The 17,630-nt window shown below is 58.2% G+C and carries 11 protein-coding genes, 1 tRNA gene and 1 other RNA gene; 3 read left to right on the top strand and 10 right to left on the bottom strand.

Annotation, left to right across the window (positions count from 1 at the left end; genetic code table 11):
* Window positions 1-55: 55 nt before the first annotated feature.
* Entirely contained in the window at window positions 56-637 is a 582-nt protein-coding gene (locus AN476_RS10685) for an NTP transferase domain-containing protein (protein WP_054461566.1), read from the top strand.
* Window positions 638-794: 157 nt separating this feature from the next.
* On the opposite strand, the gene AN476_RS10680 is transcribed toward AN476_RS10685, so the two are convergent.
* The 10 genes from AN476_RS10680 to AN476_RS10635 form a co-directional block, all read right to left on the bottom strand.
* A complete protein-coding gene (locus AN476_RS10680) occupies window positions 795-4,028 on the bottom strand; it encodes a Hint domain-containing protein (RefSeq protein ID WP_054461565.1) in 3,234 nt (1,077 codons plus the stop codon).
* A 938-nt stretch (window positions 4,029-4,966) separates the two neighbouring features.
* Window positions 4,967-5,056 (bottom strand) — tRNA-Ser (locus AN476_RS10675).
* A gap of 214 nt (window positions 5,057-5,270) precedes the next feature.
* Window positions 5,271-7,829: a DUF3772 domain-containing protein gene (locus tag AN476_RS10670; RefSeq protein ID WP_157063736.1), complete on the bottom strand. Its 2,559-nt coding sequence runs from the start codon at window positions 7,827-7,829 to the stop codon at window positions 5,271-5,273.
* Window positions 7,826-8,860 (bottom strand): cysteine synthase A, encoded by a 1,035-nt coding sequence (locus tag AN476_RS10665; RefSeq protein WP_054461641.1) that lies wholly within the window; start codon window positions 8,858-8,860, stop codon window positions 7,826-7,828. Before AN476_RS10665 ends, AN476_RS10670 begins: the two co-directional genes overlap by 4 nt.
* Before the next feature lie 70 nt (window positions 8,861-8,930).
* Window positions 8,931-10,055 (bottom strand): NUDIX domain-containing protein, encoded by a 1,125-nt coding sequence (locus AN476_RS10660; RefSeq protein WP_054461564.1) that lies wholly within the window; start codon window positions 10,053-10,055, stop codon window positions 8,931-8,933.
* 28 nt (window positions 10,056-10,083) lie between these two features.
* Entirely contained in the window at window positions 10,084-10,524 is a 441-nt protein-coding gene (locus AN476_RS10655; RefSeq protein WP_054461563.1) for a TrgA family protein, read from the bottom strand.
* Between the two features lie 77 nt (window positions 10,525-10,601).
* On the bottom strand, window positions 10,602-11,825 hold the full coding sequence (locus AN476_RS10650) for an aminotransferase class V-fold PLP-dependent enzyme (RefSeq protein ID WP_054461562.1): 1,224 nt from the start codon (window positions 11,823-11,825) through the stop codon (window positions 10,602-10,604).
* A 143-nt stretch (window positions 11,826-11,968) separates the two neighbouring features.
* On the bottom strand, window positions 11,969-13,576 hold the full coding sequence (locus tag AN476_RS10645) for a BCCT family transporter (protein WP_054461561.1): 1,608 nt from the start codon (window positions 13,574-13,576) through the stop codon (window positions 11,969-11,971).
* Window positions 13,577-13,891: 315 nt separating this feature from the next.
* Entirely contained in the window at window positions 13,892-14,887 is a 996-nt protein-coding gene (acuI, locus tag AN476_RS10640) for an acryloyl-CoA reductase (RefSeq protein WP_054461560.1), read from the bottom strand.
* Window positions 14,888-14,899: 12 nt separating this feature from the next.
* Entirely contained in the window at window positions 14,900-16,003 is a 1,104-nt protein-coding gene (locus tag AN476_RS10635; RefSeq protein WP_054461559.1) for a dimethylsulfoniopropionate demethylase, read from the bottom strand.
* A 277-nt stretch (window positions 16,004-16,280) separates the two neighbouring features.
* Between AN476_RS10635 and AN476_RS10630 the strand changes: the two genes are divergently transcribed.
* Together AN476_RS10630 and ssrA are read left to right on the top strand one after the other, a co-directional pair.
* Window positions 16,281-17,030: a FadR/GntR family transcriptional regulator gene (locus AN476_RS10630; protein WP_054461558.1), complete on the top strand. Its 750-nt coding sequence runs from the start codon at window positions 16,281-16,283 to the stop codon at window positions 17,028-17,030.
* Between the two features lie 146 nt (window positions 17,031-17,176).
* Window positions 17,177-17,527: a transfer-messenger RNA gene (ssrA, locus tag AN476_RS22425) on the top strand.
* The last annotated feature ends 103 nt before the right edge of the window (window positions 17,528-17,630 follow it).

Raw genomic sequence — 17,630 nt, 5'->3', positions numbered from 1 at the left:
AAATATTCCCGCCGGAGGCATCTACCTTCTCCAATTCTCGACGCGGGAGCCTTTCATGAGCAACATGGCAATACTTCTCCTCGCGGCCGGCGCGTCTTCGCGCATGAAAGGACGTGATAAGCTGATGGAACCGGTCCAGGGAATGCCCCTGCTAAATCTGATCTGCCGCCGTGCTTCGCAGACAGGGTTGCCCTGCTATGTAACAGTTCCCACACTCGACCACCCAAGAGTTTCTGCCACGGGCACCGCCCGGGTGGTCGCAGTACCAGATGCCTCCGAAGGCATGTCGGCTTCAATCCGGGCCGGGGTTCGCGCCCTTGAAGAGAACATAGAAGCTGTGATGATCCTGCCCTGTGACATGCCAGAGCTGCAGACAGAAGATTTTTCAACCCTGGCAAACCGTTTTCGCGGGGCTGCCAGCCCGGTTCTGCGCGCCACCTCCAGCGACGGCACCCCAGGGCATCCCGTCCTTTTCCCCCGACGCTGTTTCGCGGAACTCAGCCAGATCACCGGCGATCAGGGCGCCCGCATCCTGCTGCGGGATCAGGAGGTAGAGCTGATTGCCCTGCCCGGCCAAAGAGCTCTGACAGACCTGGACACCCCTGAGGCCTGGGCGCGTTGGCGCGCAAACCAGTAACTCCTGCCTGACGTCTAAATCCTGCCTGACGTCACAGTCAAAAAAGCGCCTATGGAATCAAAAACCGGGCGGAGCCGCTAGGGATCCGCCCGGTTGTTATTCATTCTATCGCCGCCCTTAATGACAAATGACAACGGCCATTCACCCGGTCTCGGGATCAATGCACCAGCAGGCGCGCCTCATGACGTTTCAGCGACCGGCGGGCAGAGCTATAGGCTTCGCGGCCTTGCTCATTCTTCAGCTCAGGGAAGATCTCATAGACCTCGTTGCGCTGTGCATTGTCCAGGCCACGCAGGGACTGATCGCCGGGCTGAAAGCTTTCCGTCCAGGCCCCATCCGACAGCACGACCTCGTGTTGGTCGAACATAAAGTGAATATAGGTGACCGAGCTGGTCTCCACAGCATCCACTCCGGCCAGACCAGTCAGATGTTTGGCGGCAACCAGGACTTCGCGATCTTCAAAATAGAGCGCGGTCTTGTCATTGGCCACCAGCACCCGGTGATTGGGGCTGACCATCATGTCACGTTCGGGCAGACCATTGCCCAGGGCGCCTTCGCGGATCAGGATCGGCTGCAGGTGTTCTGCGGCCTTCAGATCTGCCGTGGCCAGGCTGCGTTTGCCCAACCAGCGGATCGACTGGATACCATTGTCACGGGTGATGATCCGATCGCCAACAGCCAGATCTTCGACGCGGCGCTCCCCCTCGGGTGTGGCAATCAGCGTCCCAGGCGTAAAGCAGGGCACGATGACGTTTTCGATTTCGAAGAAATCAGCCGTGCCAGTGACCGCCCCAGTGGAGTCCAGGAAGGTAACAGTCCCGTTCTCCGGATTGGTGCTGTCATATTCGACTTCAAGGGTCCCGCCAGGGTTCTGTTCCTCAGCAACGCCGCGCAGATCCAGCACGTCAATATCGCTGTCGTCGTCATCTTCGCCGCCATAGACGGTATCATTCTGGCTGATCCCGGTGATGGTGTCGGACCCCGTTCCGCCCAGAGCAAAATCGGTGCCATCGCCTGCGCCCAGGTCGATCTCATCCAGGCCTGCGCCGCCGTCGAGCTCATCATCGCCTTGGCCACCCAGAAGCGTGTCGTCGCCCTCGCCGCCCGTTACGGTATCGTCATCGATGCCCGCATCGATCATGTCATTGCCACTGCCACCCGACAGCAGATCGTCGTCATCCTGACCATAGATCACATCGTCGCCGGCGCCGCCGTCGATGGTGTCCATACCATTGGTTGGATCTGGATCCACCGGGCGACCGTCCGAACCATCGTCGGTGATGTTGAGCCCATCCGGGAAGATTGGATCCAGACCGCCATAGATGGTATCGGCACCTTCGCCGCCCATCAGGCTGTCAGAGCCCTCACCCCCAGTGATCACATCGTCCTCAGTACCGCCGTCGATGGTATCGTCATCGATGCCGCCATCGATGGTATCCGACCCGGCACCACCAGTGATCAGATCGTTGTCGTCGCCGGTGAGAATGACATCATTGCCCGCCCCGCCATCCACGGTGTCCCGGTCATCCAACGGATCTGCATCTGCAGGCACCGCTGGAATGGAGGGTGTGGTTCCATCATATCCGGGGAAGCCGCGATCGGGCAGCGGCACCGCAGCATCCGAGGAGGTATCGATGACATCATCACCCTCGCCGCCTTCGACACTGTCAGAGCCATCACCACCGTCAATAGTATCGTCTCCGTCCCCGCCTTCGATGGTGTCATCACCTCCGCCACCGATCAGCGAGTCCTCGCCATCGCCACCATCAATGATGTCGTCCCCTTCGCCACCATCAATGGTGTCGTCCCCAGGGATGCTGGTTACCGGAGTGCCCAATGCGTCAAAGAAAACATCGCTGACAATGACGCTGCTGTTAATTGCGCCATCCTGCGTATGGGTAATCACAATCGACGACACCGGGCCGGGAATTGTCACCAACATCGAGGTGTCAGGATTGTCATCGCTGGTAAAGATGTCGTCTTCCCGCGCCGAGGCCGTATCATAGCCCGACACCGCATCGGTGTCTTCCATGGTCAGGCCTGGGCCACCAGCCAGGTTCACCACAACCGGATTTCCGGCCGCGTCAAAGGCGGTGATGGTCACCGCGCTGTCGGCGTCAATGTCGCTCACTCGGAAAGAGACATCGCCAACCGGGTCCGAAAAATCTAACTGGTAATCGGCAGAGCTGCCATCAGAGCTGACATCGGCATTCAACCCGCTTGTCGGATCCGCCGCGATGCCACCGGTGTTGATATTGCCAACAAACTGGGGCACGTCGGAGAATTCAGTGGCCGTATCGCCCGAGCTGCTGGAAACCGAAAAATCAACGGTAACAGAGCCGGTGTCCTGCGAGAATCCACCGCTCAGATCGTCGCCTGCATCTACAGGATCGCCACCATCGGGATCGGGTGCGACGTCCCATTGGAACACCTCACGGGTACCACCACCGCCAACGCCGGGCACATCCGTGTCACCGGAGAGCACATCATCGCCAATGCCACCTGCCAGGCTGTCAGCACCGCCGCCGCCATGTACGGTATCGTCGCCTTCACCGGCGAGCACTGTATCATCGCCCGTGCCGGCGTTGACCAGGTCATCATCTTCGCCATCTGCCGGGTTGATTGCATCATCATTGTCGATGCGGTCACCTTCTGGATCGCCCAGATAAGAGGTGTCGATCAGATCATCTCCAGCCGTGCCTTCGACGATCCCGTCCAGACCACCACCATTCACTTCGACAACATTGGCGTCCAGCACGGCAACATAGTCGATGCCGCCATCAAAGGCGTTGCCTCCATCGCCATCAGCACCAATGACAAAGCTGTCTTCGCCATCAGCCGCCACATCCATGGTCATGCCAACAACATCGTCGCCAGTGGTGTAAGAGGTGCCCTGAGTTGTGTTCTCAACCACAAGCGTGACACCGCCCGGGCTCCAGCCGTAGGAGACGGTGACCACATCACCGGCGCTGAAGAACCCAGTACCGGTCTCAAAGGCCACTTCATTGCCGCCATCGGCATGGGTCAGCTGCACCACCCCATCTTCGGTGACGCGGACCACAAAATTCTCGCCATCTGAATCATCTTCCGCCTCCAGACCACGGCTGACAACGGTCTGATCGCCGACCCCCGGATATGAGTTGGCCTTGAAAGAGGTAATGAGCGTGCCAGTGGCGAGATCAAAGGGATCATCATTGTCGCCTGCCACGGTGAACTGGCTGCCGTCACCATTGCCCAGCATCCAACCGCCAGCATAAGAGGCGCCGCCGGATCCAACACCATCCTGAGCAATACCATCGCCAAGTCCGCTGTCATCTTGGGTATACCCATCGCGGAAATCCCAAAGACCAATCAGGTTGGCCGAATACGGGTTGTCAAAATTGTCAGCCATTTCGTTCTCCTCATCGGCCTAGGGCCGTTCAATCCGCCCCATAGAAAGAAGCGCCCAAAACCGAATTGTCAGATCTCTGCAAATGCCTCAGCGCAAAAGCAAAACCAAATCTCAATCGCCAAAGGAGGAAAAACACTGTCCCGCAGGTCGCACGTCTTGCATCAGCAACGGCACATCTGCACACGTTACGACAAAAGTCGGACAGGTCGGATCAAACAGAGACGCGGATGAAACGTAAGAGCAGCTCACGTTGCGCAGATATCAGGCAGCTGCGCCAAACCGTCTCCAGACAGACCAGAGAATGTGTTACCCCCCAAGGGCAAGTTAACGAATACCTGATGCAGATAGCTCAACAAAGCGAAAAAACTAATTGAAAGTTTAAGGAAACCGGATCAAAGCCCTGCTGCCCCGCGGTCTTTCCCCCTTTAAAGACAGGCATTTTTCGCTGATTGTTCACAATATGAACGCAATTTTTCCAGTGCCAAAGGATAGCCCGCAAACTTGGAAACAATATTGACCCCCTGCTGGTTTCCTTGTTTCCAAAGTGGCAACAGCCAGAGCGCCTGCAGCCCAGGAAAGCTCTGCTAGATCCGCACAGGTTTAGGCTGAAACCTCCAAAGGCAGCGGGATCAATATGGCGAAATGCGCCGGATTGTTTCTACTGGCACAACATGGCCCAAGAGAATCGCCCCAACCACGCTAAAGCTTTGGCGCGGCATTCCTTAACCAAGAAAGGTAGAACAACCAGGAAATGCGCCGGTCGCCACACTGGAGACAGCAGCAGATGGGCAAGTCAGGAAAAGAAATGTAATCTGCAAAAACCCGGTCGCTCTGGGCCCCTATTGCAGGCCCCCCGCCGTAGCAAAGGGCCGTCAACTACAACTGGACATCACACATACAATCGCTGCGCTATCCGAAAGTTCTTTTCTAAGGGTATATGGCGGAGAGACAGGGATTCGAACCCTGGAGACGGTCTCCCGCCTACACACTTTCCAGGCGTGCGCCTTCGACCACTCGGCCACCTCTCCGTTGGGCGGACTTTTGACCGATCAGAAAGGGAATTGCAAGGCCCGTTCTGACAAAAATCTCACCTTTTTCAAAACCTTTTTCAATCAATCAGATGCGAAGCATTTTTCGCCCTTGCCGCAGCTGTTTGTGACGCCTTAGCTTGGGGGGATCCGCAGCCTAGAAAACAAATCTCCAACCACGGATGTCCTGCTGACAGCTGCTGCCAATGCGCCCTCAGCGGTCCGCGTCAGCCTCGCCTTCCGGGTCATCACTTTGCAGATCATTTAGATCCGGGCGGATGCTTTCCGCCGCCGCCGGTTTTGCCCCGGCCTGAGCATCTACTGCCCCCTTTTGTCTTCCAGCCGCCAGAGCTTCGGGATTGCGGATCCAGAGATCCCGCTGAGCAAAGGGAATTTCGATCTCTTCGGCGGCAAAGCGCGCTGCGATCTCATAATTCAGATCGGATTTCACCGACAAAACCCAATTCACATCGCGCAGGATCGCGCGGATTTCAAAGTCGAGACTGTCAGCGCCAAAGCCCTGAAAGATCACGCTGGGCGCAGGTTTCAGCAGCACCATAGGATGGGATTGAGCGATCTCATGCAGGATCGCCTCCACCCGACGCGGATCAGTGCCATAGGCCACGCCGACGGGCACAATGACACGTCCAACCGTATTGCCGCGGGTATAGTTGGTGACCGTGCCGGTGATCAGATCCGAATTGGGCACGATGACATCACTGCGGTCGAATGTCTCGATCCGGGTGGAGCGCACCGAGATATCGCGGACATAGCCCATCAGCCCGCCCACTTCGATCCAGTCGCCTTTGGAAATCGGCCGCTCGACCAGCAGGATAATCCCGGAAACAAAGTTCGACACGATCGTTTGCAAGCCAAAACCAATCCCAACCGACAGCGCCCCCGCGACAATCGCCAGGGAGGACAGATCAAGACCCGCCATAGAGATGGCCACCAGCGCCGCCAGAAACACGCCGACATAGCCCAGACCCGATACGATGGCATTCTGCCCACCAGGGTCAATCTTGGTCTTTGGCAGGAAAGAGGTGCGGAGGGTGCTCTGCACAACCCGGGTCAAGCCATAGCCAATGGCAAAGATCACCACAAAACTGAGGAAAGCAACCGGCGAGATCTGAGTCTCGCCAATCTGAAAGCCCGCCAGAAATTTTGACCATAGCTCGGTCAGATCCGCCACGCGTGCACCCCAGATCAGCGCCAGAAGCGGCAGCGCAAGCAGGGACAGCAGGAAGCCAACCCCCACCAGCACCAGGGACTCCCGCGCCGCCTCTCCGCGCCCGGTCACAAATCCGAAGAGATCACCGGCGAAGCGCTGCACGACAAAAAGCGCCGCCAGCAGCAGCAATGTCATGACAGCGGGGTAAATCAGTGCTTCGGCTGCGTTGATGTATCCAACCGCCGCAAGAAGTGGCGCCACGTAGCCTAGGAAAAAGGCACCGCGCCGCACCACTTCAAACAACCGGTTGGCGCCGATCGCAATGCGCCTCTCCTGCTCGGGCTCCTGGTCCTCAGCCTCTGCAGCACTCTTTGTCAGCCCCACCTGCGCTAAACCGCCCCGCGCCACGCCAAGCCGGTTCAACCGATACAGAACCAGAGCCGCCGCAAGGATCAGTGGAAAGCTCAGCACCGCCTGGGTCTCCAGCGCGGTATCTTCCAGTTGGTAGAGCTGGCTCAAAATATCCTGGCACACCAGAATGACCGCCCAAAGGTCAATCATCAGACGGGCTTCGCCGCGACGCTGCACCATCACGGGCATCAGGCTGACTTCTCGGTTGGTTTTAAACAGCTGTTCCCCAAGCCAGTGAAAGGAGAACAAAATGAACGTCCAGGTCGGCAAATGGTCCAGCATTAGGGTGCCGCGCACCCCCAGAATCCCGGCAACATCCAAGGCGGTGGTCAGCAACAGGATACCAAGCAGCGGCAGAGCAACCTGCAACAAAGAGACAATAAAGGCCCAGACGCCAGTGCCCCGCGCCCCAAGCCCCCGCAGGTGGTCCCCCAGCCTTCGCGCCAGAGGGCGGCCACGTAGCAGCAAAAAACTGCCCAGAACAACCAGGACCAAGATCTCGGGAAGGCTGCCCCAGATTCTTTCGACCGTGGTATCGCTGGCGATCTTCGTTTTGGTTTCCAACCAAACAGTTCGCCCGGCCCAGGATAGGGCAGCAAAGGCATCCGGCCAGAGAGCCGGGTTCAACGGAGAGGGCGCGCGTTGCAACAGGTATTTTGTGCGCCGTTCGCGAATGATGCTATCGACTTCGCCAATCAGACCATTGGCCCTGCTAAAGGCCTCTTCCGCGATGATACGCGGCACTTTCAACTGGTTGAGCTGTAGGGTCAGGTGATTGCGCAGCTGGGCAATGTCAGCCGGCTCTGTCGCCCCATCTACAGGGGCCGCACCAAGAGCCGAAATCTGCCCCTGTAGGGTATTGATCCGCTGCTGGTTCTTGCTTTTTTCGGCCTGAAACTCCTGGCGGAACTCCGTCAGGTCCTGGCGCAGCTGCTCAAAGGCCGCGCTGGAGGCACGATTGCTGTCGATGGCCTGCTCGGCCCGCAGCGCCGTGCTGTGCCAATCGTCCAGATAGCTTTGCTGAACAGTGGCCTCCTGCGCCCTGATCTTGGTCGGCAACGCCAGCCCTGCCAGCGCAGCCAGGAGCCCCCATAGAGACAGGGCCGCGATCAGGCGAATACGAGCCGCCCGAGGCCACAGCGCTGCGGCCTCGGGTCGAAAACTGGCATCCTGCCTGAACGCGGAGGTCATACGTCCTCAAAAACGCCCGGAATGGAAGCGGGCGTATGGGTCATCCAGTCAGGCACCGGCAGGTCTTTTTCCCGCAGGAAATCAGGATTAAACAGTTTCGACTGATAGCGCGTGCCATAGTCACACAGGACTGTCACGATGGTATTGCCTGATCCCATCTCCTTGGCCATGCGCACGGCCCCTGCGATATTGATCGCCGAAGAACCGCCCAGCACCAGGCCTTCGTCATGCAGAAGATCAAAGACATAGGGCAGCGCCTCGCCATCCGAAATCTGGTAGTTAAAGTCAGGCTTGAGCCCTTCCAGGTTCTTGGTGATACGCACCTGGCCGATGCCTTCGGCAATGGAAGAGCCCTCCATGGCGATTTCGCCAGTGGTGTAATAGGAAAAGAGCCCTGCCCCCATCGGATCGGCCAAAGCAATCTTGACGCCCTTTGGTTGCAAAGCTTCGGCCACCCCCGCCAGAGTACCACCGGACCCAACCGCGCAGGTAAAGCCATCGACCTTGCCACCGGTCTGTTCCCAGATCTCCGGGCCGGTGGTTTCCACATGGGCCTGGCGGTTTGCGATATTGTCGAACTGATTGGCCCAAATTGCGCCATTTGGTTCGGTTTTGGCAAGTTCATTCGCAAGACGCTCGGAATAGCGTACAAAATTGTTCGGATTTCGATAGGGAGCTGCAGGAACCTGGACCAATTGAGCCCCGGCCAAACGCAGCATATCCTTCTTTTCTTCCGATTGGGTTTCCGGAATCACGATAACGGTTTTGAACCCCATCGACGCCCCCACCAGGGCGAGACCAATCCCGGTATTTCCGGCAGTGCCTTCGACGATTGTGCCGCCGGGCTTCAGATCTCCCCGCGCAATCGCATCCTTGATGATATAGAGCGCTGCACGGTCCTTGACCGATTGACCGGGGTTCATGAACTCGGCCTTGCCCAGAATTTCACATCCGGTCTCATCGCTGACGCGGTTCAGACGGATCAGAGGAGTGTGGCCAATGGCGTCGGCCAGATCGCGTGCAATGCGCATGGTATCCCTTTCGATCATTCCCCCAAGATGTAACCAAGGGGAGAGACCTCTACAAGGTGGGAAGCTGCGGTTAGCGCAGCTGTGAGCGCAGACGTTCCCGATGCCGGGCCAGCCAAAGCGCTGCAGTGATCAGCGGCATGTCCTGATAGCGATGTTCGTCAATCCCCTGCATCAGGGCATCAAAGCTCAGAATTTCGCTACGCAGATCCTCGTTCTCGCCCGCGACACCACCGCCGCCACGAATATCACCTAGGTCCGCAACCCCTACAAAAATATAAATAAATTCACCGGATGATCCACTATAAGGATAGCCCTGACTGACCTCTTCCAACCTGGAAATCGTCACCCCGGCCTCCTCCATCGCTTCGCGACGCGCCGCTTGTTCAGGGCTCTCACCCGGATCAATCAATCCGGCCACGGGCTCCCACATCCAAGGGCGTTTTTCACCAGCAATAAAGGTCGCCGCCCGGAATTGTTCCACCAAGAGCACCTCGTCTCGCTGCGGATCATAGGGCAGAACCACAGAAGCCCGCCCCACGAGCGCCACACCGCGATTGACCACCGGGCTCATGCTGCCGTCATAGCGACGGAAGCTTAGATCCATCTCCTCCATGGCAAAGAAGTTCACATAGGCCCGCTTGTGCGCCTTGATCGCGACATCACGTGCTAGATCATGCGCGGGGTCCTCGGATCGGGACTGCGCAGTCAGCCAGGCCGCAGCGCGACGACGGATCGAAGGGAACGACTTGCGCATATCTTCGGCAGAGACACGCCCCTGATAGGACATGACTTCCTCCGCAGCCCGCAGCGTCAAGGCCCCGGCTGCGGCGATCCAGGCCTCCAGATCCCACAGACCCCCTGCCTGCCATTGCCCTGGCGCCGGGAAATAGACCTGGGCCGCTGCGCTTTCTCCCTCGCTGAGCCTGACGGTTATCGGCTCCAATGCGTAGTCAAAGCCGCCTTCATAATAGTCCAGGGCTGCCAGATCCGCTTTGCTTAGGCCGCGCACCAAAAGTCCGGTGGCCGTCTCGCCCTCGGCCTGGGCGATCATCGGGAAAATCTGATCCTGAACCCCATAGATGGCATGGTCCGCCAGGGTGGCAATCGCGCAATCCAGCCCAGCGCCGCTGCGCCCCAGCACAAGTTCCAGCAGGGGCACATAGCGAAGTGTGCCGTAAAAAAACAGATCAACCACGTTTCTTAACCTATTGTTAGTATTGAATTCAGGACCAGCGCTTATGCGCGCCCTCGGCGATAAGTCCAGCCAGACATCCCCCCAGCACCAGTGGCAAAAGAACCGCCGGCACCGAAATCACAAAAAAGAATTCGATAGAGAGTGTCAGGATCTCCAACAGGGCCTCAAAGGGACCGCCGTAGCGGTTGCGCATGGCACGGTCGAACATCTCCCAGATGCCCTGCACAAACAAAGCCCAGAGCACCATGACAGCGGCCCCGGTCAGCCCGTTATTGATCGCCGGCACCAGACCATAGCCGACCCGTCGCCCCATATAGATCCAGCCGGTCAACAGACCCAAGATCACATTCACATGGAAGAAATAGCCAAAGTCGGTTCCTTCGGGCATCAGCGGCACCACCTGCGTAGAGGCAACAAAGGCAAGCAGAGCTAGACAAAGAGCGGCAATCAGGCGGGCGGCGGTGGGCATGGCTAGGACTATCCTTCTGAAAGTTCTGAACGCAGGGGGCAACCGCCCCCCGCAGGCATTCGGTCAACCTGCTAAGCTTACAGCACCTGATCCAATGCCATGATCAGTTTTTCCACCTCTTCCCGGCTGGTGTAATGGGTGAAGCTCAGCCGCAGCACACCTTCGTTGGGGTTAACCCCCATGGCTTCAAGCGCGCGCAGGGCATAGAAATCGCCACCGCCCGCCATAATGCCCAGCTCGGCCAGTTGTTTGGCCACTGGCTCGGCTGGACGGTTCAGGGCCAAAGCAACCGTTGGCGCGCGCAGTTCGGCCGCGCTGGGGCCAATCAGGCGCAGATCATTGCGATCCTTCACTGCGTCCAACAGGGGCTGCAGCAGCGCCACCTCATGCGCACGCATCAGATCATGCACAAAAGCGCCGCGCGCTGTCGCACCCTCAGTCGGGCCATGGTGGTGATCACACAGCGTCTCGATATAGTCCGCCATCCCGGCGCTGGCGGCGACCTGCGCATGGTCCGGCCCTGCCGGGGTAAACCGTTTGTACAGGCAGTCGGCATTGAAGTAATGCGCCTGGTTGGGCAACAAAGCGCCAAGCTCGCGCCGCATCACCATCACGCCCTGATGGGGTCCATAGGTCTTATAGGCGGAAAAAAGATAAATATCGGGGCCCAAATCTCCCACATTGGGCAGACCATGCGGCGCATAGGACACCCCGTCCACACAGACAAAAGCCCCCGCCGCATGCGACAGCGCGGTGATTTCGGTCACCGGGTTGATCTCTCCCACCACGTTGGAGCAATGGGGGAAACAGACCAGACGGACCTTTTCATCCAGCAGTTCCTCCAGTTTTGACGGATCCAGATGCCCTGTCTGCGGGTCGATCTTCCATTCGCGCACCTCGATGCCTTCCTCCGCCAAACGACGCCAGGGTCCAGTATTGGCCTCGTGATCCTGATTGGTCACAATGATGGCCTCACCGGGGTTCAGGAACTGACGAAAAGCCTGCGCCAGAACATAGGTGTTTTGCGTGGTTGAGGGGCCAAAGCTCAGCTCATCAGTGTCCACCCCCATCAAGGCAGCCAGTCGGCGGCGGGCCTCGTCCATTTCCTCCCCGGCCAGGCGCGAGGCCGCATAGGGGGCATAGGGCTGTACTTTGCGTTGGGTGTAATAGCGGGTCAGCCGATCGATCACCTGGGCACAGGTATATGATCCCCCAGCGTTTTCAAAAAAGGCCTGGTCCTGCAAGCTTGCTTCCTGAAAGGCAGGAAACTGCCCACGTACAAAATCAATATCCAGTGCCATGTTCGCTCCCTCACCATCTGTTATGGAATGGATGCCGATCCTATGAGGGCAGGTCAAGCGAAGGAGGTCAAAAAAGAAGAGGGAGCCCCGAACAACAGGTTCGAAGCTCCCGGTTTCATGCCGATCCGAGCCTTGCGGATCGGTTATTTGCGGCGTTCGCGTCGCAGCCCGATAAAGATCGACAGGCACATCAGCACCAGCACGATGGCAAAGGGGAAGCCCGTTGCGATTGCAGCCGCCTGCAGCGCGCCCAGACCACCGCCCAGAAGCAGCACAATGGCAATGGCCCCTTCAAGGATGCACCAGAACACACGCTGTGCGGTCGGAGAATTGGTCTTGCCGCCGGCGGTGATAGTATCAATCACCAGCGAACCGGAGTCCGAGGAGGTGACAAAGAAAACCACCACCAGGATGATACCGATGAAAGAGAGAATTCCGGTCATTGGGAAATTCTCGAACATCTTGAACATCTTTAGTTCAAGCGCCGCATCTTTCAGCGCCTGACCCTGCTCACCCATCACCATATCCAGCGCCGCGCCGCCAAACACGGTCATCCACAACGCGCCAACCACAGTTGGGATCAGCAACACGCAGATCACAAACTCGCGGATGGTGCGGCCACGGGAAATACGGGCGATGAACATGCCGACAAATGGCGACCAGGAGATCCACCAGGCCCAGTAGAAGGTGGTCCAGCCCTGCATGAAGTTGGTGTCTTCGCGACCAACCCAATTGCTGAGTTCAGGCAGATAGACCACATAGTCCACTAGGTTGGTGAAAAACCCACTGATGATTGCCATTGTCGGCCCAACCACGATCACCAGAACCAGCAGCGCTGCCGCCAGGATCATATTGGCCTCGGAGAGCCGTTTCACGCCTTTGTCCAGACCTGCCACAACTGAAATCAGCGCTAAGCCGGTTATGACGATGATCAGCAGAACCTTCATCCCATCGCTGACAGGCACATCAAACAGATAGTTCAGACCAGCCAGCGCCTGGGTGGCGCCCAGTCCCAAAGAGGTCGCCAGACCAAAGATGGTGGCAAAAACGGCCAGAACATCAATAATATGCCCCAGCGGGCCCCAGGTTGCCTTGCCAAAGATCGGATAGAACACCGAACGCATTGTCAGGGGCAGACCCTTATTGAAGCTAAAGAAGGCCAGGGCCAGGGCCACAACCGCATAGATCGCCCAGGGGTGCAGACCCCAATGGAAAATGGTCGCCGCCATGGCCATTTCCCGCGCGCCTTCAGCATTTCCAGCAGCCGCGCCCAGTGGCGCCCAGTCACTGCGCAGACCGTCTTCGCCCAGAGCGGTTCCGCCAAGCGAAGCCCCGTAATGGGAGATCGGTTCTGCCACGCCCCAGAACACCAGCCCAATGCCCATGCCCGCAGCAAAGAGCATCGAGAACCAGCCAGCATAGCTGTAGTCCGGCTTGGCATCATCCCCCCCAAGGCGGATCTTGCCATAGGGCGAAACCACCAGGAATAGTGAGAACAGCACAAAGATGTTGCAGGCGATCATGAAGACCCAGTCAAACTGACTGGTCAAAGCAGGCCGCAGCCAGCCAAAAAAGGCACTCGCCTGATCCTGAAAGACCAGCGAGAAAAACACAAAGGCAATGATGGTCAGGGCCGAAATGGCAAAGACCGGGTTATGGATATCCAAGCCGAGGATCTGGACATTGTCTTGTCCCGGCTCATATTCCGTTTCCGTACCGGGTTCATTCCCGGTTGATGAACTCTCCGTCATCTTTCCTCTCCTCTTGTCATGTAAGCAAAGCTGATGAGGGAGGCGACGGAGGTCAGACATGACAAAACGGACCAGATTTGCGTCAAAATCGGCATCAAAAACGCACGGAATTGACAGCTTGTCGCATGTCTCAAGCCTTCCGTCGCAAAGTGAACAGGTTAAAACGGACTCACCAAAACACTGAAATCAAAGCCAATTATCGTACAGGCATTTCATTTCCTGAACAGAAAAACAACTTTACTGACAGGCACAAAAAATGGCCGCCCAAAGGACGGCCATCTCGGCGCTACGCTGTCGGCAATAATGCCGGGCGTCTCAGGCGTTGACGTCCACGACAATCCGCCCCTGAACCTGACCCTTCAGGATATCAGCGCCCAGCTGCGGCAGATCCGACAGGGCCGCCGGTTTAACCATGGCCTCCAGCTTCTCCATCGGCAGATCGGTCGCCAGACGCTGCCAGGCCCGCACGCGGTTTTCATAGGGCTGCATCACGGAATCGATACCCAACAGGTTCACCCCCCGCAGCAGGAAGGGAATAACCGTGGCCGGAAGTCCGGCCCCACCCGCCAGGCCAACAGCCGCTACCGAAGCCCCATATTTCATTTGCCCCAGCACACGTGCCAGCATGTCGCCACCAACCGCATCAACGCAGCCGGCCCAGGTTTCAGCCTCCAAGGGGCGCTTGACGGTCTCGTTCAGATCCTCACGCGGCACGATCTGCGTCGCGCCCAAACCGCGCAGGTAATCTGCGGTTTCCGGCCGCCCGGTGACACCGGCCACCTCATAGCCCAGATTGGCCAGGATCGCTGTTGCCACAGACCCGACGCCGCCGGCAGCGCCAGTCACCAGCACCGGCCCGTGCCCTGGTTTCAGCCCATGATCCTCCAGCGCCATCACTGACAACATCGCCGTGAGCCCGGCGGTGCCCACTGCCATGGCCTGGCGGCTGTCCAGACCTGCAGGCAGCGGCACCAGCCAGTCGGCCTTGACCCGCGCCTTTTGCGCATAGCCCCCCCAATGGGTTTCCCCGACGCGCCAGCCAGTCAGAACCACCTTGTCGCCCGGTTTATAGCGATCATCCGCACTGGCCTCCACGGTGCCGGCAAAGTCGATCCCAGGCACATGCGGATAGCTGCGCACCAAGCCGCCCCCTTTCGGGCTGAGACACAGGCCATCCTTGTAATTCACTGTGGAATAGTCGACGGCAACGGTGACATTGCCCTCTGGCAGTTGATCCAGGCCGATCTGTTCCACCGCGGCTGCGGCCAGGCCCGTTTCTTCATCCTTGTTCACAACCATTGCATTGAACATATCGTCTCTCCTTCAAATCCAAAACTTGTCACGCACGGTGGCCGTACGCATCCCATCCGGGGTTTCGACCTCCAGCTTGGCGCCCGCATCCCAGTGGGTCATGCGCACCATGCCGATGGCTACATTTGTGCGAAAATCCGGAGACCAGGCCGCAGATGACACCCGCCCCACCCGTTTTCCTCCGGCATAGAGCGGCCAAAATTCTGTGCAGGCCGGCACGGGCTCTCCGGCAATCGAAATCGCTCTGATCTGTTGAACCGGGCCTTCCTTAGCCACCCGCAGCAGGGCGTCCCGCCCGATACAGCCAATTGCAGTATGGGTATCACAGAACCGACCAAGCCCGCATTCATGAGGGGTATTGTCATCGGTCATATCATTGCCGTAGCTCAGCAAACCGCCCTCGATCCGTTCAATCAGGTTGGGGCAGCCCGCGCGCACCTGCAGATCTTGGCCCGCCTCAAAAAGCTTGTTCCACAAAGGCATACCGATCTCACCGTCTTCGACATAGATCTCAAACCCGCCCTGTTTGGAATATCCTGAGCGCGCAATCACAAGATCCCGCCCCTGAAACTGAAAGGTACCAAACCGGAAGAAGCGGATAGATCGAATACTCTCGCCAAATACCCGCTCCATCAGCGCTTCGGCTTTTGGCCCCTGGATCGCCAGCGGCGAAACATCTGGCTCATCCACCAGAACATCCAAGCGCCAACCATTGGCAATGCCCTTGACCCAGTAGAGAAGATCACTGTCTGCGATTGAAATCCACCAGCGGTCTTCCGCCAACTTTACGGCAACCGGATCGTTCAGCATGCCGCCGGTTTCATCAACGATGGGGACGTAGTAGCACTGCCCCGGCAACATCCCCCGCAGGTCGCGCGGCGTCAGCATCTGCATCAGGCGCCCGGCATCCGGCCCCCGCAGTTCCACCTGACGCTCACAAGAAACATCCCAGACCTGAACATGTTTTTTCAGATGATGGTAATCTGCCTCAGGGCTCTCGAACACGGTCGGCAGCAGCATATGATTGTAAACGGTATAGGCCTTAACATCGGCAGCCTCGACCCCTTCTGAAAAAGGGGTTCTACGCAACCGTCGCGACGGTGAAATCAATGGCATAGCTCATCCTCCTAGCTACTGTTAACGCTCTCAGGTCAGGTCCTTCAGCCTGGATCTCTCTTTTTGGCACAGGCGATCCTCACCTTTCCAAACTGCAGACCAAAAGTGCTGACGCCTCCTGCGCGCCCCCCCTTCATCGGCTCAGATTGCCTCTGCCCAGTGGCATTCATGACGGCCTCCAAGTAGAACTAGACCCGACTCACCCTTGCGTAATTAAATGTCAGACTTTTAAATGTCAGACAAATAAAAACATCAGCCCAAAGCAAATGGACGTGAAATGAAGATTGACCCCAAAAGTTCCGCCGATCTCTCGGCGCAGATTTCACAGTCCATCAAATCTGCCATCATCAACGGCGATCTGATTGTAGATCAGCGCCTTCCGTCAGAATCCGAACTGGCCGATCATTTTGAGGTGTCACGCCCCACGGTGCGCGAAGCGTTAAAACGTCTGGCGGCCCAATCTCTGATCCGCACCCAGCGCGGCGCAACAGGCGGCGCCTTTGTCAACCGGCTCAGCTTTGAAGACGCCTATGCCCAGCAGGTAACGACCTCCACCCTGTTGCTGAGCATGAATGAGGTCAGCTTCCAAACCGCCTGCGAGGCCCGCTACGCGCTGGAACGCGCCTGCGCGCCGCTCTCGGCCCAGAGACGAAATGCGGACCAATTGGCGACAATGCGGGCGGAGATCTTCCGCCAGGGCCAGCCAGAGCTCTCGGACGAGGCTTTTTGCGCTTCCGACGTCGCCTTTCACCGGGCCCTGGTCGACGGCGCGGCCAATCCGGTGCTGTCGTACCAATTGGCCGGCGCGGTAGAGGCCATGCAGCCCTTGATGAATATGATCACCTTTTCCGCGCGCGACCGCGCCCGGATCGTAGCCCTGCACTGCCAGATTGCCGATGCAATTGACCTAGGCGACGGCGCCGCCGCCTCCGACGGCCTGCAGGCGCTAGAAAAGGAAACGCTCAGCCTCGCCCAAAAGGTCTTTGAAACACGGTCCACAAAGTCCCCTCCCCCACAGGCCGGCTGACTAGGGACTTTTCTCCTTTCATTTGGCCCAAAAAATCCCGGGGGAGCTGGTGCAACGCACCGGCTGGGGGCCGGCCCCCAAAGCCCCAGCCCGGTCCCAATGGAAGTCGAAGAAAATCAAATTCCGCCGCGAAAAAGGCCGTTTGGCCACTTCAAATCCCCGCCGCAATCCCCTATATTCAAATTGTTCCTTCGGGGACTATGGACATAAATGCGCTCGTAATAAACGGATCGGACCCGGGGGCGGTACCCGGCGACTCCACCAAACATGCTTCATTTGGGCATCATGGGGTCGAAACAGGATCGACGGACGTCTAAAGGGGTTAGCTTTGTCTCGGCTGTCTGCCACCGTTATCGGCGAAAACTGTACAATTGCAAATGACAATCGTGCTCCGGTAGCCCTGGCTGCGTAAGCAGTTCGGAAAACCGAAACTTAAGTCCTTTCGCCTAGCAGCGACTGGCGGGGTTCGCAGGTACCTGGCAACAGAAACCTGCACTTTCTCTCCCCCGACCTCCCGGCGCAGGCCTCCCCACTCAAGTCTGTCTGCCGCCTTTTGTTCAGCGCGCGGCGCAAAGCCTAGAACATGGCGCAGTCGCAGAT

Source organism: Phaeobacter sp. 11ANDIMAR09, from assembly GCF_001294455.1.
Taxonomy (GTDB): domain Bacteria; phylum Pseudomonadota; class Alphaproteobacteria; order Rhodobacterales; family Rhodobacteraceae; genus Pseudophaeobacter.
Note: the sequence above shows the minus strand (reverse complement) of the source record. Positions and strands in the feature narration are given on the sequence as shown.